Origin of the sequence: Terriglobus albidus, from assembly GCF_025685425.1 — a bacterium.
In the GTDB taxonomy this organism is placed as follows: Bacteria; Acidobacteriota; Terriglobia; order Terriglobales; family Acidobacteriaceae; genus Terriglobus; species Terriglobus albidus.
This window is the reverse complement of sequence record NZ_JAGTAS010000057.1, coordinates 668,077-691,962: the sequence shown is the minus strand read 5'-3', so window position 1 is coordinate 691,962 and position 23,886 is coordinate 668,077. Positions and strand designations below refer to the sequence as shown.

13 protein-coding genes are annotated in these 23,886 nt (G+C 56.5%); 9 read left to right on the top strand and 4 right to left on the bottom strand.

Annotated features, from left to right (window positions below; translation table 11 throughout):
- Positions 1-111 precede the first annotated feature (111 nt).
- Complete coding sequence (locus OHL21_RS19265) at positions 112-234, bottom strand: hypothetical protein (RefSeq protein WP_263418917.1); 123 nt, start codon at positions 232-234, stop codon at positions 112-114.
- Positions 235-655: 421 nt separating this feature from the next.
- Between OHL21_RS19265 and OHL21_RS19260 the strand changes: the two genes are divergently transcribed.
- Positions 656-1,030, top strand: a complete 375-nt coding sequence (locus tag OHL21_RS19260) for a response regulator (protein WP_263418916.1) — start codon at positions 656-658, stop codon at positions 1,028-1,030.
- Between the two features lie 23 nt (positions 1,031-1,053).
- On the opposite strand, the gene OHL21_RS19255 is transcribed toward OHL21_RS19260, so the two are convergent.
- Entirely contained in the window at positions 1,054-2,214 is a 1,161-nt protein-coding gene (locus OHL21_RS19255; protein WP_263418915.1) for a substrate-binding domain-containing protein, read from the bottom strand.
- 314 nt (positions 2,215-2,528) lie between these two features.
- Between OHL21_RS19255 and OHL21_RS19250 the strand changes: the two genes are divergently transcribed.
- From OHL21_RS19250 to OHL21_RS19215, 8 genes are all read left to right on the top strand, one after another.
- Positions 2,529-5,798: a TonB-dependent receptor gene (locus tag OHL21_RS19250; RefSeq protein ID WP_263418914.1), complete on the top strand. Its 3,270-nt coding sequence runs from the start codon at positions 2,529-2,531 to the stop codon at positions 5,796-5,798.
- An 83-nt stretch (positions 5,799-5,881) separates the two neighbouring features.
- Entirely contained in the window at positions 5,882-7,318 is a 1,437-nt protein-coding gene (locus OHL21_RS19245; protein ID WP_263418913.1) for an arabinose isomerase, read from the top strand.
- Positions 7,319-7,468: 150 nt separating this feature from the next.
- Complete coding sequence (locus OHL21_RS19240; RefSeq protein WP_263418912.1) at positions 7,469-8,965, top strand: GH39 family glycosyl hydrolase; 1,497 nt, start codon at positions 7,469-7,471, stop codon at positions 8,963-8,965.
- Positions 8,966-9,186: 221 nt separating this feature from the next.
- Positions 9,187-9,501: an L-rhamnose mutarotase gene (locus OHL21_RS19235; protein WP_263418911.1), complete on the top strand. Its 315-nt coding sequence runs from the start codon at positions 9,187-9,189 to the stop codon at positions 9,499-9,501.
- A 152-nt stretch (positions 9,502-9,653) separates the two neighbouring features.
- A complete protein-coding gene (locus tag OHL21_RS19230) occupies positions 9,654-9,848 on the top strand; it encodes a hypothetical protein (RefSeq protein WP_263418910.1) in 195 nt (64 codons plus the stop codon).
- Positions 9,849-9,985: 137 nt separating this feature from the next.
- Positions 9,986-10,138: a hypothetical protein gene (locus tag OHL21_RS19225; RefSeq protein WP_263418909.1), complete on the top strand. Its 153-nt coding sequence runs from the start codon at positions 9,986-9,988 to the stop codon at positions 10,136-10,138.
- Positions 10,139-10,390: 252 nt separating this feature from the next.
- Positions 10,391-11,593 (top strand): S41 family peptidase, encoded by a 1,203-nt coding sequence (locus OHL21_RS19220; protein WP_263418908.1) that lies wholly within the window; start codon positions 10,391-10,393, stop codon positions 11,591-11,593.
- A 73-nt stretch (positions 11,594-11,666) separates the two neighbouring features.
- Positions 11,667-14,180, top strand: a complete 2,514-nt coding sequence (locus tag OHL21_RS19215; RefSeq protein ID WP_317889995.1) for a penicillin-binding protein 1A — start codon at positions 11,667-11,669, stop codon at positions 14,178-14,180.
- Between the two features lie 234 nt (positions 14,181-14,414).
- Here the strand turns inward: OHL21_RS19215 and OHL21_RS19210 are convergent, their stop codons facing one another.
- Positions 14,415-15,047 (bottom strand): hypothetical protein, encoded by a 633-nt coding sequence (locus tag OHL21_RS19210; protein WP_263418907.1) that lies wholly within the window; start codon positions 15,045-15,047, stop codon positions 14,415-14,417.
- A 12-nt stretch (positions 15,048-15,059) separates the two neighbouring features.
- A complete protein-coding gene (locus OHL21_RS19205) occupies positions 15,060-23,543 on the bottom strand; it encodes an MBG domain-containing protein (protein WP_263418906.1) in 8,484 nt (2,827 codons plus the stop codon).
- Positions 23,544-23,886 lie beyond the last annotated feature (343 nt).

Sequence of the window (23,886 nt, the reverse complement as noted above, 5' to 3'; positions counted from 1 at the left end):
CGCATCCTATGGGCGTTTTCCGCAATGAAAACGCCGCTGAACGCCCTTCCGGAATTCCCATGCAACATGGAAAAGCTCTAGAGCGCCGTTGTGTCGTCTTGAACGGTGGGGTCAGGCGGCCGGCTCGCGCTTCTGTTCGACAGCCGCCGAATCCTTTTCATTCTCTGTCTCACGAGCCTTTGCGATCTCCAGTTCCGTGATCATTCGCACGATGGAATACCGAAGCTCTTTCACTGCATTGTCATTGGGGGAAAGACCTAATTTTTGCTCTACCCGTGCAAGAGTGGAGCGAAGAATTTCTATCAGACCTGGAGATAAGGACGCCACTTCCACGCCTTAGATGGTGGTGTTCCTCGATAGGCTGTCTCACATCGTCGTATATCCACCTACCCGGCATTTTCTGACTGAAAATCAGCGCCGGAGACCGCGACGCCGATGTGCCAATTCCGCTAAACGCCCAACTCACAGCCACTTAGCGGAATCAATTGGAAAAGGTCCTGAGCGTTTTAACGGGGGGGTGCCTATTGGCAAGCTAATTGCTCCGCCATACATAGACCGCGCTGATAAGGCACAGAAAATGCGCGGCGTAAGACGAAAGGAAGTTCTTTTGGCACGAATTTTTTTCCCGCTTCTCCCGCCAAAAGACGGAGGTGTTATGTCTCAACAGCATGTCTCTGTCGTTTTCGTCGTGGATGATGAACAGGTAATCTCCGAGTCACTCGCGATCATTCTTCGTCGCGAAGGGTATAACGCGTCATACTTTACAAACCCGTTGGACGCTCTGGAGCATATGAAGATATCACCCCCGGACCTCCTCATCAGCGATGTCATGATGCCGGAGATCTCAGGCATCGAACTTGCGATTCGGGTCGCAGAGATATATCCCCGATGCAAAATTCTTCTCTTCTCCGGACAGGCCGGTACTACAGATCTGATGAATGAGGCTCATTCGCAAGGCTATCGTTTTCAATTGCTGACAAAACCGGTCCATCCAAGGCAACTTCTCGAGGAGATCGCAATCTTGCAGTAGTCCTGTTTTCACAGAAACCCGAATTATCGTTTGCTATAGAGCAGTGAATCCGAGTCGGCCATGCTGATCTCGTGATCGTTTGGATACGCGGTATCCACGTTACCGGGATGTATCAGCCGATGTTTGACGAAGGTTGCGGCTGGTACTTCGCGGCCGTGGATCATATCCATGGCCAACTGAATTACGGCCTCTCCATACTTCTCTGGAAAATAGCCGACGGAGCCGATGAGCCGCGAGTCCGGACGCCGCATCTCTCGTCTTGCCTCAATGCTGGCGTTGTGTCCCACCGCCAGACAGTCTTGTGAGCGGCCACACTCTTCCAGTGCCTGGAGTGCACCGAGACAGCTCGGATCGTTCAGGCCCGCCAGCAGTATCTTGTTGGCACGGCTTCGTCGCAGATGTTTCCTCATCGCCGCGAGGCTTCCTTCGAAGCGGCCATTTCCGTCAAGAAAGACAGCTTTCTCCTCCGGGAAGCGCGGCAGAATTTCGCGCAGGCCAGCGAGGGTTGCGGTCATTCTCGACCGCGGTAACGGGCCGGCAACCGGCAGCTCCATCAATACCACCTCATCGACAATGCCTTGCCATTGTTGCAGGCATGCTTTGCCCAAAGCGCGTCCGCCCAGAATGCCGGCCCGGTAGTTATCTGCTCCATAGTAGGTGGCCCCGGGATGCGGCACCTCGATGGCAATCATAGGAATCCCTGCTTCAAGAATCTTTGCGGCCACGAGTGAAGCGCTCTGATGATTTGTCTGGAACTCGATCACAAGGTCCAGATGTTCCCTTACAAAGGTTTCGGCATTGCGCAGTGCTGCCTTCGGGGAATAGTGATTGTCCAGTACCAGAAGCTCGATCCCTGCGTGGTAGGCACTGCTTCGAATGCTGTCGCAGACAAGCCGGGAAAATGAGAACTCCTCCGTCTGTGATGCGTAGCCGATACGAGGCTTCTTGATGCCTGCGAGCACGACAGGGCGATAGCTGTTTTTGGAGATGCGTTCGATCATGCCGCACGCAACCAGCGTGGACAGCAGCCGATAGGCACTTGGCCGTGGGAGAGCCGTACTCCTGCAGACGGCGTCGAGGCTTACGTCGGCCGAGGATTGTTGAAGGTATTTCAGAATCTCGCAGGCGCGTACGACCGATTGGACAGCACCATTGCGCGTGGTGGGTTCGTGTTTAGGGGACATGGAAGTTCTTCCGCAATGCAAAATATCATTTTGCGAAACGAAACCGCCAGTGGGAGGTGTTGCATCAGAAAATCAGCTGAAAATTGCCCGATTTTGAATTTCGTAAATTTCACAATGTGAAATTCATGCCCCGCCAGACTTTCCTTTGGTGCAGTAAAGATTTGCATGGCTAGGATGTTCGCCATTCTCAGGTCTACCGCATGTCATGCCTGAGCCAGGAGGCGAACATGTTTCAGAAAAATCAGCATTGCTTCGAGATCTTCAGGCCATGGAGACGCGTGAATTTCGTGCAGCAGGTCAGGATGGTTGGCTGTTTGTCCCTATGTCTTCTCTCGCTGGTTCTGGCTTTGCCATGCGTTGCGCAGTCGACAACTGGCGACATCATCGCGTCCGCCACGGACCCATCCGGCGCGATGGTCCCCGATACGAGTCTTGTGCTTACCCAGTTGGAGACGGGGCAGCAGACGGTCCTGAAGACCGATGCGAACGGGCTTGCCGTGTTCAGCTCGTTGAGGCCTGGCAACTATAAGCTTGTCGCCAGCCGCGACGGTTTCCGCAAGGCAGAGCTGAACGGCATCACTGTCGTCATTGGGCAGCGTACCAATCTGGAAGTTCATCTGCAGGTCGGCGACAACAGTGAGTCCGTCACCGTATCGGCGACCCAGGCTGCGATGCTCAATTCGGAGAGTGCTGCTGTTGGGCAGGTCATCAATCAAAACAGCATCCAGACGTTGCCGTTGAATGGCCGCAACTTTGTGCAGCTCACACAACTCACTACAGGAGCAGCGCCGATCGGCAACGGTAATTCACCCGCCACCACATGGACCGGCCGCAGCGATACGACGATCTCTATTGCGGGCCTGCGGGAGAGTGACACCAGCTTTCTGGTGAATGGCATCGAAACGCGTAATTCGCGCTTTGGCAACACGGGAATCCGGCCATCAGTGGACGCAATCCAGGAGTTTCGCGTGCAGCGCACGACCTTTGGTGCGGAGTTCGGCCATGCCGCCTCCATCGTGAATACGGAACTTCTGGCGGGTGCGAATCCATTTCATCTGGTGCTATTCGCGCTCAATCGCAATCGTGCCTATGCTGCGAATACCTACTTCGCGAAGCAGGGAGGGCTCTCTCAGCCCGCGCTGAACCAAAATAACTTTGGCGCAACCTTCAGCGGGCCGGTATGGATTCCGAAGCTCTACAACGGACGGAACCGCACGTTCTTCATGTTCAACTTCGAAGGCTTCCGTCTCATTCAGGGGCAGACATTGACGGGACTTTATCCTTCCTTCGCGCAGCTTCAAGGAAACCTGGCTGACGATAGTGCAGGCACCGGACTCTTTCCGACCTCGTCAGCGTTCTGTGCTGCTAGTCCAGGGTCCGGCAAATGTGTGAACATCATTAATCCTCAGACAGGCCAACCGTTCACCGGGAATGTCATCCCATCCAATCAATTGGATGGGACGGCGATGAAGGCCTTGCAGTTCATCCCCAGGCCAAACCTTACTGTGGGCGGCGGTGTGGGCTTTCCCAGCTATAACACTGTTGCTTCGCCGCGGAACACGCAGACAATCAACCAGTACAACGCCCGGCTCGATCATCGCTTCTCAGATCGCGACAGTCTGTATGCCACATGGTCGAATAGCAATGACAATCTGTTCAACGCTGCAATCAACCCGCTGGGCGGCAATGCCGTTCCGCTCAACGATCATCTTTGGACAGCTACCTATGTGCACACCTTCAGGCCAACGCTCGTGAACGAGTTCCGCTTCGGAGTGAATGACTCTGCGACCTTCCGTAACTCTGAGGGAGCCTACGGGCCGAATTATGCTGGTGTTTTATTTGGCCTTCCATATGCCAACAATGAGAATCCGGCGACGTATGGTGTGCCTGTCTTCGGTATCGCCGGCTTTGGGCCGGTGGGTTCTATTGCTGAGGTGATTGGAGCAGACGATAAGTATTACCAAGTCTCCGACAATCTGACGTGGACGCATGGCAAGCTGACGTCAATGAATGGTCTGCAGTACCTTCATGAGAACTTTACGCAGATCACTGACTTTGCATCGAATCCAACTCTGGCCTACAGCAATGGGTACTCCACGCGAAACGCGGCAGGGCAACGTGTGAGCAGCATCGGTTTGAGTGACTTTCTGCTTGGCCTGCCATATGAGGTTACGGCCGCCAGTGGCGACTCGACTCAATATCTGCACAGCTCCTACTATGGTTTTTATTCGCAGAATAACTGGAAGGTCTTGCCTTCGTTGACGGTCAATCTTGGCATTCGTTATGAGTATGCCGGTTCGCCGATCGAGTCTCGCAACCGCAGCCAGTTTTTCGATACCGCTACCGGGCAGTTTGCCTATGCGGGCTCTTCGATCCGGCGGTCGATCGTCAAGCCTGACTTCAATAATTTTGCTCCGCGTGTCGGCTTCGCGTGGAGACCGTCCTTCCTGCCCAACACTGTAATTCGCGGAGGTGTGGGAACGTACTACGCAACGGACAACTTCAACGAAGAGCAGTTCAAGAATCAGGGAAGTCCCTTCTATACCTCGCGCAGCAACACACCCAGTACGTCGACGCCGGTATCGATCTTCAATCCCTTCGCTGGGACGTCGACGGCATTTCCGCCTGCCCATGCAAATATCTTCACGCTGGACCAGAACAACCGGACTCCCTATATCAACCAGTGGGGGCTGGATATCCAGCAAGCGTTCGCTTCGGACTATCTGTTGGAACTCGAATATGCCGGCTCCAGCGGTCAGAAGCTGGCGCAGCGCAAGAACGCAAATATCGGAGCAATTGACACGACAGGAACTATCCCGCTCGCTTCGCGCAAACCGTTTCCTCAGTATGGCTTCATCCTGGTGAGCAGCAACTATGGGCGCTCAAACTATAACGCCCTTACCGCCAAGCTGGAGAAGCGGATGAGCCATGGCAACTCGTTCCTCGTGGCATATACCTACTCCAAAGCCATTGATATCGGTATCACCGATGACTTCTCGGCACTGTCGCGTGACTTCTTCCGTTATGACCGCGGCGTCTCCGATTATCATGTGCCGCATCGCCTGGTCGCCAGCTATACCTATCAACTGCCGTTCGGCCGCGGTCAGCGCCTCTTCAACAGCGCGCCCCTGGGCGTGGAGTATCTGATTGGCGGCTGGCAGTTGAACGGCATTACAACGTTCAGCTCCGGGCAGTACAACACGCCTACGCTGGCCGGCGACAATCTGAATATTGGTGACTTCAGCCAGTCTCGGCCGGATGTTGTGGGTAATGTCAGTGCCGGTAGACATGCACCTACGCAGTGGTTCAACGCTGCTGCCTTTTCAAAGCCGAGTTATGGCACTCCAGGTAATGCGGGTAGAAATTCGCTGGAGCAACCGGGCTATCAGAACTGGGATGCCAGTCTCTTCAAATCGCTTCCGCTGGGTGAGCGCGCCAGCTTCCAGCTCCGCATGGAGGCGTTCAACGTCTTCAACCACACCCAGTTCGGGCACGCCAGCACCTCGCTCGGACCGGGATTCGGAGCCATTACGTCCACGCGAGCAGCGCGGATCGTACAGATCGGAGGGCGGCTTGTGTTCTAGACGGGTGTCTCTCTTCAATTTGGTTGCGCAACAGAATAAGGTGGCAACGGTACGAATTCTCCCCGAAGTACGGAGGACACACATTGCAGCGTTTTGATACTCAGCTTCGCGTCGGCTTGATCGGTCTTGGCCTGGACAGCTACTGGCCGCAATTCGAAGGTCTGAAGCAACGTCTGGAAGGTTATCTGGATCTGGTTTCGAAAAAGATAGAGGAGAGCGGCCGCAGGTCGATTTTGCTGGGACTGATTGATACACCGGAGAAGGCGGTGGACGCGGGGCATGCCTGCAGGAGGGAAGACATCGACATCCTGCTGGTCTATGTCACGACGTACGCGCTCTCTTCTACGGTGCTGCCGGTTATTCAGCGGGCGAAGGTGCCCGTCATCCTGCTCAATCTGGTTCCCGCGGCGGCGATTGACTATGTGAAGTTCAATCGTCTTGGCGATCGTACTGCGATGACTGGGGAATGGCTGGCCTTTTGTTCAGCCTGCCCCGTGCCTGAGATCGCCAACGTCCTGCGCCGTCTCGATATTCCATTTCAGCAGGTCACCGGCATGCTCGAGAACGATCCTCAGTGCTGGAACGACCTTGAAGGATGGTTAAAGGCAGCCGACGTGGTGAAGGTAATGAATCATTGCCGGCTGGGCCTCATGGGACATTACTACAGCGGCATGCTCGACATCGCGACGGATCTCGCCCAGGTAAGCGGCCGTTTTGGGACGCTGATTCATATCTTCGAGGTCGATGAGCTAAGCGCGATCCGGCGAGGCGTTACGCCACCAGAGATTGAGAAGAAAGTCGCTGACTTCCATGATTTCTTTGCACTTGATGAGGATTGTCCTCCGGACGAGTTGACCCGCGCCGCAACCACGGCGGCCGCGCTGGATCAGCTCGTGCGCCGTAAGGGACTCGACATGCTGGCGTACTACTACAGCGGTTCCGGAATACCTGAGAACGAGAACACCATGAGCTCCATCATTCTTGGTACGTCCATGCTGACGGGCAGGGGCGTTCCTGTTGCGGGCGAGTACGAGGTGAAGAATGTCCTCGCCATGAAAATTCTGGACGAGCTTGGCGCCGGAGGATCGTTTACCGAGTATTACGCCATGGACTTCACTGACGATCTCGTCCTGATGGGACACGATGGCCCAGGACATCCACGTATTGCCCAGGACAGAATCCGCGTGCGTCCGTTGCCCGTGTACCACGGGAAAGTGGGACGCGGTCTCTCCGTAGAGATGGCGGTGAAGCATGGGCCGGTCACGCTGCTCTCTGTTGTGGAGGATATGCAGCATGGCTTCCGTCTTCTGGTTGCGGAAGGTGAGAGCGTGCCCGGTCCCATTCTCGAGATCGGCAACACCAACAGCCGCTACCGATTCCCGATCGGCGCTCGCGGATTTTCTGAGGCATGGAATGCCCAGGGGCCGGCACATCACTGCGCGATCGGTATTGGTCATTTAGGAAATCAACTTCGAAAGCTGGCAGCCCTGATGAACCTTGGTTTTCACCAGGTCTGTTAGAGCATTTTCCCTGTTGCTGGGTATACCGGAAGAGGAGTGCAGCAGCGTTTTCATTACGGAAAAAGCCCATAGATGCGGAAGCCCTAGACCACACCTACAGGGAAATTGCTCTAGGTGCTTCCTTAATAAGAGTCACGAACAGGAGGAATCATGAAGAATGCTTTTGCGGCCGCTGCCCTGATAACTGCTTTTGGCTGCGGCCTGCTGCACGCACAAGAGGCTACGGTCTCCGGCATCAAGATTGACTGGACAAAGACCACTGTTACATCGAACTCTACGCCTGCGTATCAGGTTGTGGTGAACCCCATGCTGGAGCGAGGAGCGAAGATGCACGATGGCAGTTTCAAAGCAATCGCCACCATTGGTGCGGACTACGTCCGCTATGTCCCATGGTTGCCGTATCCCAGGCTTGCCGTCGCGGAGCTTGAACCTCCGACGAAAGAGAAGACCTCGTGGGATTTCTCGCTGATCGATCCAATGGTGGAAGACCTGATGAAAGCTACGGCCGGACACTCGGTCATCATGAACTTCAGCACCATGCCGGCATGGCTATGGAAGACAGAGAAGCCGGTGACTTACCCCGCCGATCCGAACCAGGTCTATTGGGACTATACGCAGGGCACCGAAATCAAAGATCCGACTTATAAAGAGGCGGCTGACTATTATGTGCGTCTGCTCTCATGGTATGAGAAGGGCGGCTTTACCGACGAGAATGGCAAGTTCCACAAAAGCGACCACCACTACAAGTTTGCGTACTGGGAGTTGCTCAATGAGATCGATTTTGAGCATCACTGGACCCCCAAGGAGTACACCCGCTTCTTCGATGTTGTGACTACGGCGATGCGGAAGGTTGATCCGGATCTGAAGTTTGTCGCCTGTGCGTCGGCGATTCCGGCGAAGCACGGAGAGATGTTTCGCTACTTTCTCGACCCGAAGAACCATGCTCCGGGAACAACGATCGATTTCCTGAGCTATCACTTTTATGCTTCTCCGCCGAAGGGAGAGCCATTCGAAGCGATGCAGTACACCTTCTTCGACCAGGCGGACGGCTTCCTGAATACCGCGAGATATGTCGAGCAGATCAAACACGAGCTGTCGCCCGGTACGAAGACAGATTGGGACGAACTGGGAGCCATCTTGCCTGAGGATGATGCGAGCAATCATGGTGAGAAGACTCCGCAGGAGCCGGCGTTGTATTGGAACCTGACAAGTGCGATGTATGCCTATCTTTACATTGAAGCAGTCAACTTGGGTGTTGATGTTGTTGGGGAGTCTCAGCTGGTTGGATATCCGACACAGTTTCCGAGCGTGTCGATGATGAATTACAACACCTCCGAGCCCAATGCCCGCTTCTGGACGCTCAAACTGCTCAAAGATAACTTCGGGCCGGGTGATCATTTCGTAGCAACGTCGGGAGGGAACAGCGATATCGCCATTCAGGCGATTCAGACATCGAACGGCAAAAAGATCCTGCTGGTCAATAAGCGCCAGAAGGCAACAACGGTAGAACTCCCCCCGGGAACGGCGGTGCGGTCGATTACTTACACGGCTCCATTAACCGGCGATCATGCGGCTGGGACGGGAAAGCCGCAGGGGAATGCGGTCTCGCTTGAGCCCTTCGAAGTTGCTGTCGTCGCACTCCAGTGAGTCATCGGGCGGCTATCTCTGGGGAGATTAGAGCATTTTCCCTGTTGCTGGGAATCCCGGAAGTGGCGTGCAGCGGCGTTTTCATTGCGGAAAACGCCCCATAGCTGCGGATGCTCTGGATTACGCCTACAGGGAAATGCTCTAGCCGCCCGCGAGATACAATTTGCCTCGTCAGAGCTCAAATTCGAGTACTGACGACTACGAGAAGGTGACTTAAGTAAATGCAGCGTGTGTGTTTCACCTTGAAGCTTCGCGCCGACAGGTTGGATGAGTATATTGAGCGGCACAAGCATGTCTGGCCAGAGATGCAGGATGCTCTGCGCGCAACAGGATGGAAGAATTACTCACTGTTTCTTGGACCCGGAGCAACCCTGATCGGCTACGTCGAGGTCGAAGATTTCGCGAAGGCTGTAGAGGGAATGAAGGCCTTTGAGGTAAATGAGCGCTGGCAGGTTGAGATGCTGCCATTTTTTGAGGCGAGTGGTAAGGCGGATGACGCAATGCGCCCGCTTGTGGAAATCTTCCATCTCGATTAGAGCGTTTTCCGGGCAACAGGGAGATGCTTTAGTTATCTCGTCTCAACCGGAAGCGATCCAGCCGTACTTACGGCAATCCATGTTTTCACATAAGTTCAACATTATTTCGTTCCCGAGGTGCATAATAAAAAACCTGGTGGAGGTAGGGTCCCATGGCAAAACTGACAATCGAATTCGCAGGCTCCGTTCAGGTGCTTACATGTGAGTGCGGTTACAGTGCCGGCAGCATGCCGAAGGAGTGCCCCCGCTGCCATCGGCAATTTGATCGCGTAGAGATGTGGACTCCGCACGGTGAAGTGCTCACCGCTGCCTCTCTGCCGACGTCCTCGCATCTGCCTTCTCGATAACCCTGATTAATCCTGGCTAACGTCAGGTAATCCGAATCTAGTAGGTAAACGTTAACGGTAATTTGACCGTGAAAACGTTTTGTCCTTTTTCGGCCTGCATTTACCTTACGTGGATGGCGGCCGGGTACGAGGTACGAATGACGGTGGGCGAGTATATTGCTTCACTGCTTGAAGCCGAGGCAGAGAGCTTTTCGTTCAGTGAGGAAGAGGCGGAGTGCCTTCGAGATCTCGCCCGGCTTCACCGCGAGATGAAAGACGTGAAGGCCGTCCGCATCTGGCGCGAAGCTTAGAGCATTGTCCCTGTAGGTTGTGACTCGGCCGGTACAAGATATTGCTGAGTCCCATTTTGGCTCTTCGTAGCTCGCGAGTCTCTTATTTTCAGCGATTTGCGGCTCCAGACTTAAACCATTCTGGAGGTCGCATGGAGAAAATTCTGGTTTCCTCGGGGCCATGTAGCGGGAGTATGCTATTTCTACCCCGCGGCGTCTAACAGCCAAGCGCGCGGTCAGCTCGTATCGTTTTTTGCCGGAGAAGGTTCCCTAATGCCCCGTATCCCTAAGATTTTGCTCCTCCTTGCCTCAGTCGCACTGGTGTTGACTGTCTTCCTGGGCGCGAACGCCACCGGCGTAAGCGCGGCCAGCGACCCGCAGGAGAATGCTTACCGGCAGATCAATGTTTACAGCGAAGTTCTGAGCCATATTCAGTCGGACTACGTGGAAGAGCCGAATATTCCGTCCGTGACCAACGGCGCGCTGCGCGGACTGGCGGAATCGCTGGATTCAGAGTCCGGCTACCTCTCGCCGGAAGAGAACAAGTCCTACAAGACATTAAAGGGAGGCAAGGCGCAGGTTGGGATTAACGTTTCCAAGCGCTACGGCTATGCCACCATCGTCAGCGTGGTGCCGAACAGCCCAGCGGACAAGGCTAATCTGAATGACGGCGACATCATCGAGTCCATTGGTGACAAGTCGACTCACGAGCTCTCCCTGGCTTCCATCGAGATGATGCTGCGCGGTGAGCCCGGCACGACGGTGACCATCTCTGTCGTTCGTCCTCGCAAGGCGGCTCCGGACAAGGTTGACCTCACCCGCGCCATCACGCCGCTGGCTCCGGTGGCGGAGACACTCTACGAGAACTCGACGATTCTGTACCTCAAGCCCGGCATCCTGGACCACGATCATGTCTCGCAGATTGAGGGCAAGCTGAAGGGCCTGAACAAGGGTGGCAACAAGAAGCTGCTCCTGGATCTGCGTAATGTTGCCGATGGCGACATGGCTGAAGCGCAGCGTCTGGCAAATATGTTGCTGAAGTCCGGGACCATCAGCGTGCTGGAAGGGCAGAAGTTCCCCAAGCAGACTGTTACGGCCGATCCCTCGAAGACCGTCGCGGAGAAGGCGCCTGTGGTGATTCTGGTCAACCGGGGTACCGCTGGTGCAGCCGAACTGGTAACGGCGGCGTTGCAGGATAACAAGCGTGCCGAGGTTGTCGGCGAGAAGACCTTCGGCATCGGCAGCCAGCAAAAGACCTTTGACCTGCCGGATGGCGGAGCTCTTATCCTGTCGGTGGCCAAGTACGCCACGCCCGCGGGCAAGAAGATTGAGGATGACGGCGTGACTCCCGGTGTCCTGGTTGCCGGCGCCATCGATGATGGTGACGACGATAATGCCGCCGCTCCGGCGCGCAAGGACCAGGTGGACGATCAGCTCTCAAAGGCGTTGGAGATCCTTAAGAACAAAGCCGCTTAGATGAGTGCCTGTGTTATCACGGGCGGCATCCCCCATTTCTATGGGATGATCTCCCATAGGCAGTGCTACGTCCGTGAACTCCATCTTTACTGAAGACCCGCGGCAGACACGCCGGCCGAACCTGCGGACGCGTCGCGTCGCTGCGCGTACACGCGCTGTCATCCGGCGTAGCGCCTTTATCGGTCTGTTGGGCATCTCCGCCCTGTTCGGATCTCTCTGCGGCCTGATGCTGGTTTACTCCGTTGACCTGCCGCAGATGCAGGATCTGGAGCGGTATCGTCCCAACACGACGACGGAACTCTACGACATTCACGGCAAGCAGTTTGGCTCCTTCTCGCTGGAACGGCGTGTCGTTGTGCCATACAGCGAGTTCCCGCCCGTTCTGCGCAAGGCCATCCTCTCGATCGAAGACAAGAGCTTCGAGAGCAACTGGGGCGTGAACCTGTTCCGCGCTATCGGCGCGGCGTACCGCGATCTGCATAGCAAGGGCCGAGCGCAGGGAGCCAGTACGCTGACCATGCAACTGGCGCGTAACCTCTTCCTTTCACCGGAGAAGACCTTCAGCCGTAAAGCGCAGGAGGTTCTCCTGACGCTGCAGATCGAGCGCCACTTTACCAAGGAACAGATCTTCGCGCTGTACGCCAACCAGATCTACCTCGGCCGCGGCACCTATGGATTCGAGGCAGGCGCACAGTATTACTTCTCCAAACACGTCCATGAACTAACGCTGCCTGAGGCAGCGTTGCTGGCCGCTCTGCCCAAGGGGCCGGAGTATTACTCTCCGGTGCGGCATCCAGAGCGGGCGCTGAAACGCCGCAACCTGGTGCTAAGCGAGATGCGGCAGGATGGATGGATTACTGAGGCAGAAGAGGCTCGGGCCAAAGAAGCTCCGTTGGGGTTGAAGATCGAAGCTCCCGCCAACTCGGTCGCGCCGTACTTTGTGGAAGAGGTGCGCCGCCAGCTCGAACAGCAGTTCGGCGCGGAAGAGGTGCATGGAGCCGGCCTGCGCGTCTACACGACACTGGATTATGACCTGCAAGTGGCTGCCAACCGCGCGGTACTCAATGGTGCGGCTTCCTATGAACGCCGTCACGGTTGGAAGAACCGTGTACAGAACATCATTTTTGCCGGCCAGGATCCCGCAACCTATGTGCATCCCGACTGGACGATGCCTGTCGAGAAGGACGCGTACTTCCATGCTCTGGTAACGGATGTGAGCGAGAAGGAGATCCGGGTACGGATCGGCCAGCGTGAAGCCTATCTCGAGCCCGCCGACTGGGCATGGACGCAACTCAAGACCGGCGACGCTCTGCTGAAGAAGGGCGATATCGCTTATGTCCGCATTCTGGCAACCGAAGGGGAGAAGGGAATCCACGCCGCGTTGGAACAGGATTCCGGAGCACAGGCCTCCTTGATGGCTATGGACAACTCGAATGGCGAGGTGCTCGCGATGGTGGGCGGCCGCGACTTCGCCCTGTCACAGTTCAATCGTGCGACCCAGGCGGAGCGCCAGGTGGGCTCTTCGTTCAAGCCATATGTCTATACCGCAGCGGTCGAGGCCGGCACCAAGCCGACGGACCACGTGCTTGACGTTCCAACGACCTTCTCCACACCGAGCGGACCGTATGCGCCGCACAACTACGAACCCGACTACAAGGGCTCAATGACCGTGTTGGAAGCCTTCGCGGAGAGCCGTAATATTCCGGCTCTGCGGCTGGCGCATCAGGTTGGCATCCAGAAGGTCATCGATGTCGCCCAGCGCTTCGGTGTCACCTCGAAGATTCCGGCGTTTCTTCCGGTCGCAATCGGCGCTGCGGATATGAAGCTCTTTGATCAGGTGGGAGCCTACGCTGTCTTTCCGAACGATGGCATCCGCGTTGAGCCGCATTACATTCGCCGCGTTACTGCCTCAGATGGTCTGCCGATGGACGAGCCTGCACCGAAGGTGAGCGAGGTCACTTCCGTGGAGACGGCTCGCACCATGATGACGCTGCTCAGGCAGGTCACCATCTCCGGTACAGGAGCAGCAGCATCACAACTGCATCATGCTCTTGGTGGCAAGACAGGAACAACGAATAACTATACGGATGCCTGGTTTCTGGGCTTCTCTCCGTCAGTGACCTGCGGTGTCTGGATCGGGTATGACGATCGTCAGTCACTGGGAGAGAAAGAGACCGGCGCCCGCGCTGCGCTACCCATCTGGATGGAGTTCATGAAGGTGGCGATTGCCGGCAAGCCGGACGAGCAGTTCGCCACTGGCGGCGAGAAGAAGCAGCTCGAAGTAACGGTAAACTCCGACGCCCGCTCGGTGACCGAAGAGCAGAAGAAGAAAGAGGCGGAAGAAGAAAGCGACGAGGACCGGACCTCGGAGACGATCAAGCCTGTGGATCGTGCGCCGGCTCCGAAGATTCCGTCTCCGCCACCGACGCAGAACCCGGCCGAGACGCCGAACCAGCAGCAGCCTGCATCGCCGAATCCGGCGCCGCAGAACAATGTGCCGAAACCAGTACCAGTGCCGGGCCTGCCATCGCAATCGCCGTCAGCGGCTCCGGCGTCGCCTGCTCCGGCGAAGCCTACAGAGCCGTAGGATTTGGTTTGTATCCCGAAGCGTAAGCGGAGAAATCTGCTTTTCTGCCTTGGGTATCCAGACGGAGATAGATAAGAAGCAGGATTGCTTCGGCATGATGTTCCTGTGTCCAACCATCCTTTCCGTGAGATGGGAAGAAAAGGGCGCAAACTGCCAAAGCTCGCTCAACGCCTTTAGGAGAACTGCTCTAGTCGTTTCGGATAGCAGACCGGGCAGGAACGCTCGAGGCGATAGTTATTCAAGTTTGCAGCGCGATTCGACGCTCCAGAAATCAGTTCCAATACCAAGTTGCTTGTATATGGATCTCGTCATTCGCGCCGAGTAATTGCTGCTCAAGCGTTCTATCTTGCCCGCATCTGTGTACTGAACAAACGAAAATGGAACGGCCTGCAATATGGCGTGATCCTGGCCGTAAAGCACGAGCGTGTATTTACAGAGCAAAAACTTGTAGGAGAGTGAATCCGGATTGTTCTCAAGGATGCGGTGCGGGATAGCATCGACACTATAGCGGAATGTTCCGCTGTCCAATCCTGGATCCGCAATCCATTCTGTCGTCAAGGCGAAGGTCGTCGGAGGCAGTTCCGCCAGTTGAACAATGTCTTTGCTGCCTCGCTTTTTAGAGCGTGCTAGTTGAGCATCTTCGGTCGTTATGGAAAATGCGAAGAACCGCCAGTCAAGGCCAAAAAACAGCAAGATTGCAACAGGCAGGAGCAGCCCAATCCTCGGAGCCTTTCCAAGCCATTGGCGAATACGAGCATTGTTCACAGGGCCATTGGTATAGCACCATATAGAAGTGATTGAGGGCAGATAGCCGATCTTTTTGCTGTTGGCCGAGATTGGCATTGTTCGCGAGACGAGTGAACGCATCTTGATCCTCCACTATTTCGGCAATCCGTATTGGAAGAGGATGGTTGATCCGTCATTTAGCCCAATCGAATAGACGTAGGTCTTCTGTATTGAGAGCGGTTTAGTGCTTATGTTGAAGACCCATTGCTGAGCCGTCGGATCCCATCTAAAGCTGGTGTCTGGTGTCGTGGAAGTAACGGCTTCTTCTACAGTGGTTGTCACCGTACCGCCAATAATTTGGACCAGATTGAAGCTCGTCACCACTCCTGAAGCACCGATGGAGTGCCCTGTGCTGTCACATACGCGGAATTTCGCCGGAACAGTACTTCCTTGCTTGAATGTGCTGCTTCCGTCCGCATTGATCGGCTGCAGGATCGAGTGTCCCAGGTCGCCCAGGCAGGCGCCTGTCGAATAGTTGACGTTGATGGAGACCGTGGCGGTCGCTGCGTTGTAGTTGATCGTTGAAGCAGCATCAACGCGCAGCTGGCGGGTTCCGACACCTAGAACCGTTCCCGCTGCCGGCGTATAGGTAAGTGCTCCAGGTGCGGTTCCACCTTGCACACCGGTGACGGTGGCATTGAGCTGCGTGTTGCTCAGGCTTGTGCCGAAGACGATGGGAGCTGGTGCACTCCACGAGATCTGCTGGTTAGCCTTGGCGATCGTCGCTGTCGTTGTAGCTGTGGAATTTACGGCGTAGTTTCCAGCATCGACACCTGAGAGGTAAAGACCCACAGCAGTGACGGTCTTGCCTACGCCGGCATTGCTATCGCTGAACGTTGCCGTCCCTCCTGTATAGTTCACCGCATCGTTGGAGAGAATGCCGCTCAGCGTACGAGTGGCGATCGAAGCAGTGTTTGTGCCGTCGTATGTTTTGTCCGATGCTGTGATCGAACCGGCGATCGTCAAAGGACTAATCGTCCCACTCGCATTGTGGAAGACAACAGAGTAGTTGTGTCCGCTGTTTCCATCTGCGATGACGATCGAGGGAAGCAGCGAACGAATTCCCACTTTTTTGCTGTCGAAGACCTGAGAGTAAGTGGCGTTGTCTCCTGTTGCAAGCGATCCTGCCGTGATCGAAGGAGATTTGGATGATGTGGTCGTTGCGTCATATGTCTTGCTGTCTGACACCCCCGTCACTTCGATTGCCCGTGGCGTTATATCTGCAGTTGTCGATGCGGTGGTATTTCCCAAGTCATAGTTCCCGACGTCGACGCCTGAGATGGAGATTCCGGTTACGGTCACTGTCTTCCCGGAGCCTGCATTCTGGTCGCTGAAGGTCGCACTTGCCCAGGCTTCGGTCAACAGGTTTCCTTCGACGCGGTTATCGCTTAGGGTGACCGACGCCGAGGTTGTGCCATCGTATGTTTTGTTGGCTGCCGTTGCTGTGACGGTCAAGATGCGCTTGTTGATGGTGAACGCAGCCGTGTTGTAGGTGATGGTGTAGTTGTCCAGCACAGCAGCCGGGTTCAGAACGGCGCTGATGGTGTACGGTCCGCCGGCAACCGTCTCGCCCGCGGCGCGGGTATAGGTTGCCGTCACACAGTCCGCAGCCAGGAAGCCGGTTAGTGTTCCAGTGAGGGCCGGGTCGGCCGTTCCGTAGGTCTTGCTGGCTGCATTCGGAGTCACCAAGGCAACTGCCTTGTTGATGGCGAACTCTGCGGTGCCGTAGGTGATGTTGTAGTTACCCAGCACGGCAGCCGGGCTCAGCGAGGCGCTGATGGTGTACGGACCACCGGCGACGGTTTCGCCTGTCGCACGGCTGTAGGTCGCGGTCACGCCGTCTGCGGCCAGGAAGCCGGTTAGGGTTCCCGTCAGAGTTGGATCGGCCGTTCCGTAGGTTTTGCTGCCAGCGTTCGGCACTACTGACGCGAGCGCCTTGTTGATGGTGAAATCTGCCGTGTTGGAGGTGATGCTGTAGTTGCCCAGTACAGACGCAGGACTCAGCACAGCACTGATGGTGTACGGCCCACCTGCGACGCTCTCTCCTGCGGCACGGCTGTAGGTTGCCGTCACTCCGTCCGAGGCCAGGAAGCCCGTTAGGGTTCCCGTCAGAGCCGGGTCAGCCGTTCCATAGGTTTTGCTGGCAGTGTTCGGGGTCACCGAGGCTACGGCCTTATTGATGGTGAACTCCGCGGTGTTGGAAGTGATGGCGTAGTTACTCAGTACACCGGCCGGACTCAGCGTGGCGCTGATGATATACGGTCCACCGGCCACAGTCTCGCCTGCGGCGCGGCTATAAACGGCTGTCACCCCGTCCGAGGCCAGGAAGCCGGTTAAGGTTCCGGTCAGGGTCGGATCGGTCGTCCCGTAGGTTTTGCTGGCAGAGTTTGGGGTTACTGACGCCACTGCCTTGTTGATGGTGAACGCAGCCGTGTTGTAAGTGATGGTGTAGTTACTAAGCACACCTGCAGGACTCAGCACAGTACTGATGGTGTACGGCCCGCCAGCTACGGTTTCGCCAGCTCCACGGCTATAGATTGCCGTCACGCCGTCTGCAGCCAGGAAGCCGGTTAAGGTTCCGGTCAGGACCGGATCGGCCGTCCCGTAGGTTTTGCTCTCAGCGTTCGGAGTCACCGAGGCGGCTGCCTTGTTGATAGTGAACTCCGCCGTATTGTAGGTAATGGTGTAGTTGCTCAGCACAGCTGCAGGGCTTAGCGCGGCGCTGATGGTGTATGGTCCCCCTGCTACAGTCTCACCAGGCGCACGACTGTAGGTCGCCGTCACTCCATCTCCAGCCAGGAAGCCGGTCAACGTTCCTGTCAGTATCGGGTCCGCCATTCCGTAGGTCTTGCCCGCAGCGTTCGGAGTTACAGAGGCTAGGGCCTTGTTGATGATGAACGCACCCGTGTTGTAAGTGATGGTGTAGTTGCCCAGCACACCTGCAGGGCTCAGCACAGCACTGATGGTGTACGGCCCGCCAGCTACGCTTTCGCCAGCCGCACGGCTATAGACTGCAGTGACGCCGTCGGCAGCCAGGAAGCCTGTTAAAGTTCCGCTCAGGGCCGGATCCGCAGTTCCGTAGGTTTTGCTGGCGGAGTTTGGGGTCACTGACGCCACTGCCTTATTGATGATGAACGCAGCAGTGTTGTAGGTGATGCTGTAGTTACTAAGCACAGACGCAGGGCTCAAAGCAGCACTAATGTTGTACGGTCCACCGGCGACGGTTTCGCCTGCCGCACGACTATAGGTCGCCGTCACGCCGTCTGCAGCAAGGAATCCGGTTAGGGTTCCGGTCAGGGTCGGATCGGCCGTCCCGTAGGTTTTGCTGGCAGAGTTTGGGGTTACTGACGCCACTGCCTTGTTGATGATGAACGCAGCCGTGTTGTAAGTGATGGTGTAGTTACTAAGCACACCTGCAGGACTCAGCACTGTACTGATGGTGTACGGCCCGCCAGCTACGGTTTCGCCAGCCCCACGGCTATAGACTGCCGTCACGCCGTCTGCAGCGAGGAAGCCGGTTAGCGTTCCTGTCAGAGTCGGGTCCGCTGTTCCGTAGGTCTTGCTGGCGGCGTTCGGAGTCACCGATGCGACCGCCTTGTTGATGATGAATTCCGCTGTGTTGTAAGTGATGGCGTAGTTGCCCAGCACAGTTGCAGGGCTCAGCACAGCAGTGATGGTGTACGGCCCGCCGGCTACAGTCTCGCCTGCCGCACGACTATAGGTCGCCGTCACGCCGTCTGCAGCAAGGAATCCGGTTAGGGTTCCGGTCAGGGGCGGATCGGCCGTCCCGTAGGTCTTGCTGGCGGCGTTCGGAGTCACCGATGCGACTGCCTTGTTGATGGTGAAGGCAGCCGTGTTGTAAGTGATGTTGTAGTTGCCCAGCACACCTGCCGGGCTCAACACCGCAGTGATGGTGTACGGCCCGCCGGCCACAGTCTCACCAGCCGTACGGCTATAGGTCGCCGTCACGCCGTCTGCAGCAAGGAAGCCGGTTAGCGTTCCTGTCAGAGTCGGGTCCGCTGTCCCGTAGGTCTTGCTGGCCGCGTTCGGGGTCACTGACGCCACTGCCTTGTTGATGATGAATTCCGCTGTATTGTAAGTGATGGCGTAGTTGCCCAGCACAGTTGCAGGGCTCAACACCGCGCTGATGGTGTACGGTCCACCGGCCACAGTCTCACCAGCCGCACGGCTATAGATTGCCGTCACGCCGTCTGCAGCAAGGAAGCCGGTTAGCGTTCCTGTCAGAGTTGGGTCCGCTGTTCCGTAGGTCTTGCTGGCCGCGTTCGGAGTCACCGACGCGACCGCCTTGTTGATGGTGAACGCAGCCGTGTTATAGGTGATGGTGTAGTTGCCCAGCACAGATGCAGGGCTCAACACCGCGCTGATGGTGTACGGTCCACCGGCCACAGTCTCACCAGCCGTACGGCTATAGGTTGCCGTCACGCCGTCTGCAGCAAGGAAGCCGGTTAGCGTTCCTGTCAGAGTCGGGTCCGCTGTTCCGTAGGTCTTGCTGGCCGCGTTCGGAGTCACCGATGCGACCGCCTTGTTGATGGTGAACGCAGCCGTGTTATAGGTGATGGTGTAGTTGCCCAACACAGATGCAGGGCTCAACACCGCGCTGATGGTGTACGGTCCACCTGCCACAGTCTCACCAGCCGCACGGCTGTAGGTTGCTGTTACGCTGTCCGAGGCCAGGAAGCCAGTGAGGGCGCCTGTCAGGGCCGGATCGGCTGTTCCGTAGGTCTTAGTGGCCGCGTTCGGGGTTACTGACGCGACCGCCTTGTTGATGGTGAAGGCAGCCGTGTTATAGGTGATGGTGTAATTGCCCAGCACACCTGCCGGACTCAACACGGCAGTTATGGTGTACGGCCCGCCGGCCACAGTCTCACCAGCCGTACGGCTATAGGTCGCCGTCACGCCGTCTGCAGCAAGGAAGCCGGTTAGCGTTCCTGTCAGGGCCGGGTCCGTCGTTCCGTAGGTCTTGCTCGCGGCGTTCGGCGTTACTGACGCAACTGCCTTGTTGATGGTGAATTCAGCCGTGTTGTAGGTGATGGTGTAGTTACTCAGCACAGATGCTGGGCTCAGCACCGCAGAGATGCTGTACGGTCCACCTGCCACGGTCTCACCCGCCGCACGGCTATAGGTCGCGGTCACTCCGTCTGCAGCCAGGAAGCCGGTTAAGGTTCCGCTCAGGGCCGGATCTGCCGTTCCGTAAGTCTTGTTGGCGGCGTTTGCAGTCACCGAGGCGACTGCCTTGTTGATAGTAAATTCCGCCGTGTTGTAGGTGATGGTGTAGTTGCTCAACACTGCAACTGGGCTCAGAGCGGCGCTGATCGTATACGGTCCCCCGGCCACGGTCTCACCAGCGGCACGGCTGTAGGTCGCCGTCACGCCGTCTGCAGCGAGGAAGCCGGTTAGGGTTCCGGTCAGGGCCGGGTCCGTGGTTCCGTAGGTCTTGCTGGTGGCGTTCGGAGTCACCGAAGCGACTGCCTTGTTGATGGTGAATTCAGCCGTGTTGTAGGTGATGGTGTAGTTGCTCAACACTGCAGCAGGGCTCAGCACCGCGCTGATGCTGTACGGCCCCCCGGCCACTGTCTCGCCTGCCGCACGGCTGTAGGTCGCCGTCACGCTGTCCGCAGCCACAAACCCGCTCAGGGTTCCGCTCAGGGCCGGATCTGCTGTTCCGTAGGTCTTGCTCGCGGCGTTCGGGGTTACTGACGCAACCGCCTTGTTGATGGTCAAGGTGCCATTTACAAAGCTGAAGCTATAGTTTGCGGCAGCGAGGGTGCCGGTTGCCGCAGTAATGGTGTAGGTGCCAGCATTCATCGGGGTTGCCGGACTGGTGCTAAGCGATGCGCTGCCTGTGACCAGGCTCTGAGATTCGCCATTGACGAAGCCCGTGATCGTGCTCGTGTAGGCAGGAACCGCAGCCCCGTACACCGTGTTTAGATCGTTGGCAGTCACCGTCAACGTCGCTTTGCTTATGGTGAGTTTGGTGCTGGTGTCCGTGCTCGCAGTGAGATTCGCGTCCCCGGGATAGGAATAGCTGATCGTATACGGGCTTCCGGACACAGGAATGGTGTGAGTGTCGAAAGTCCCGCTAAAGCTCCCGCTGCTTCCAACGATAGTCATAGGAAGGGACGTGCCGTTGATCGTGACTGTAACCGTCTCCCCGCCTGCTGCAAACACTGTCTTTGTCGCATTCGCTACCTGGCCGGAGATCGAAATACTCGCCTGGCCATAGGTTATGGCAGCAGATGGAGGAACAAGAGAGCTGAATACTGCATTTCCTTTTACCAACTGCGCCACTGCGCTGGATGTACTTGTCGTGAAGTTAGTGTTGCCTGAGTACACAGCGGTAATGGAATGGTTCCCATCGGTGAGTGTCGTCGTTGAGTAGGTCGCGACTCCAGAACTGTCAGTCGTTCCGGTGCCTAAGGTGGCAGATCCATCCTTGAAGCTGACTATCGATCCGGGGGCTACGGGGCCCACGCCGGGTGAAGTAACAGTCACAGTCGCCGTGAACGTAACAGATTGCCCGGAGACGGAGGGGTTCAGCGAGGAAGTCAAAGCAGTCGTAGTGCTGGCTGCGTTTACCAGGTGCGAGGTTCCACTTGACGTGCTGGTGGCGAAGTTCGCGTCGCCGGAGTAAGTCGCTGTAATGTTCTTGGCGCCTGAACTCGTCGAAGCGAGATTGCAGGTGCCCGCGCTCACACTGGCAACACAGCTCACTAATCCATCGCTCACCGTGACGGTTCCGGTCGGCGTTCCGGAGCCGGCTGCAACGCTATAGGTCACCGGATACACTTGACCCACAACAGTTGCTGTCGCAAGAGCACCTGTGTTTGTGATCGTAGTCGTCGTGGCGGTCTTAGCTCGTACTACGAGGTTAGCCGTGGCGCTCGGATGGCTGCCTTGGCAGCCCGCGCTGGTGTTTGTGATGGATGCGGTAAAGGGATATGTGTTGGGCGTTAGACCGGCAGTTGTGGCGATAGTCAGTGTTGCGTTTACCGTATTGCCAGTGGAAGTTGCAGAGGCTGGACTGAATACACCACTCGCTCCAACCGGTAGTCCCGAGACAGCAAAGTCGAAAGAGCAAGCATTCGCATTGCCGTTGAACGTGAGACTTACGGCATACGTCGCGCTGCTTCCCACGACTACAGGATTTGGTGTTTGAGCCCCAACCGTGAACACCTGTGGGTTCGAATCCGTGAACCAGTTGAAAGCCTGTGCCTTCGAACCCGCTGCAGTTAATCCGAACGATACATTGAGGTCATGCTCGTCGGTAGCGTAACTGTCATTGGAAATGTTGCCGTTCGCATCCGCTATAGCCGAATATGGCCCATGAGTATCAATCAACGGCGACTCTAGCAGAGTAAGAGATACCGTTTCCCCGGGTATCCAGCCTGAACCGAAGATATGAACGGTTGACCCCGGCGGATAGTCTGAAGCGTCAGTTTTTACCGTCGGGAATCCATAGAATTCCGTACTGTCTAGATTGCTTCCCCCCACGACTACAACCGCACCATCGGTTTGCAACACACTGGCAGCTGCACCCTCTCTCGCGGAGTTCATCGCAGATGTTGTGACTACTGTCGAGTTCCAGGATTGATAGAGCTCGCTCGAAGAGAGCGGAGTGGAGGACAACGTTCCGCCCGTTATCAATACACTATTGTTATTGGGCAATAGCAGAGCAACATGACCGCTTCGAGCGGTGGCCAAATGCGCTGAAGCAACCGTCAGGGTGTTGGCTGCTGGATCGAAGATCTCCAGGGACGATAGATCGGCAGTACCATTGTTTCCGCCGGCCACCAGTACCGTTCCGTCAACGAGCGTAGTCGATGAATGGGATGAGCGGGCTATATTGAGCGCAGGACCCGGGCTTACAGCGTTGGTCGTGGGATCGTAGAGCTCTGTGGAAGCAAGCGCAATCGTCGACCCATCATTTGCGACGCTGCTACCGCCAGAGATCAGCACGCGGCCATCATGCAGTACAGAGGCGCTGTGAGACTTCCGCGCAGTCGTCAGGTAAGTCTGATACTGAAATGTCCCAGTAGCGGAAATAAATCTCTCAATGCTTGAGGTGGGCCCCGTTTCACGAACCCCACCCACAAGCAAAAGGTCTCCTCCCTTCAACTGGGACAGCGTAAACTGCGCCCTCGGTTCGACCATTGAAGACGGTACGGGGACCCAGGTATTTGTATTGGGATCGAAAAGCTCCGCGCTGTTCAAAACAGCCCCACCACTGGCGTACCCGCCTGCTACGAAAACACGGCCATCCTGCAACAGGATTGCGCTGTGGCCGTATCGCGCGGTGAGCATCGGTGGCGTAGTTACGATAGTTCCGTCGGTTTGGAGTACATCCGCGGTAGCCAGCGCGTTTCCGCTTCCATCCTTGCCGCCAACGATCAAAACGCGACCGTCATTCATCAGAGTGGCTGTAGCTCCGGTGCGGGGAGTGGAAAGAACTGCGCCGGCCCGCCAGGTACCGCTTGGAATCTGATCGGCGGCAGCCTTCAGATTGAGAACGCAAAGCAGGAAAAGCAGTGGCAATAAAACAAAGAGACGTACTTTCATCACACAAGAGTCCTGGCCGGCGTGGGATCACACAACGCCGACGTTTCTCGACGAAAGCAATCCGAACGCCATACATGGCCAGGTCAAGACCGCGAGCGGACCTTTCCTATTGGTAGGCCTCTTAATACAAGGCGGCGGCAACAGATAGGAACCCGTCGCGGAACTGAATGAGTTGCGGGGTTTGGCTAGGAAATCAGCCGTTGAGACACTTGCACGTTGATGTTCGTGAAGGTACTGGCGCCCGTACTTGACGGGCGATCTGGCTGCCAACAATAAAAAAGATGTATTCGAACCGAACTATCGGTTTCTCAACTCGGAAGGTAAACATCCGTATACGGCTGTC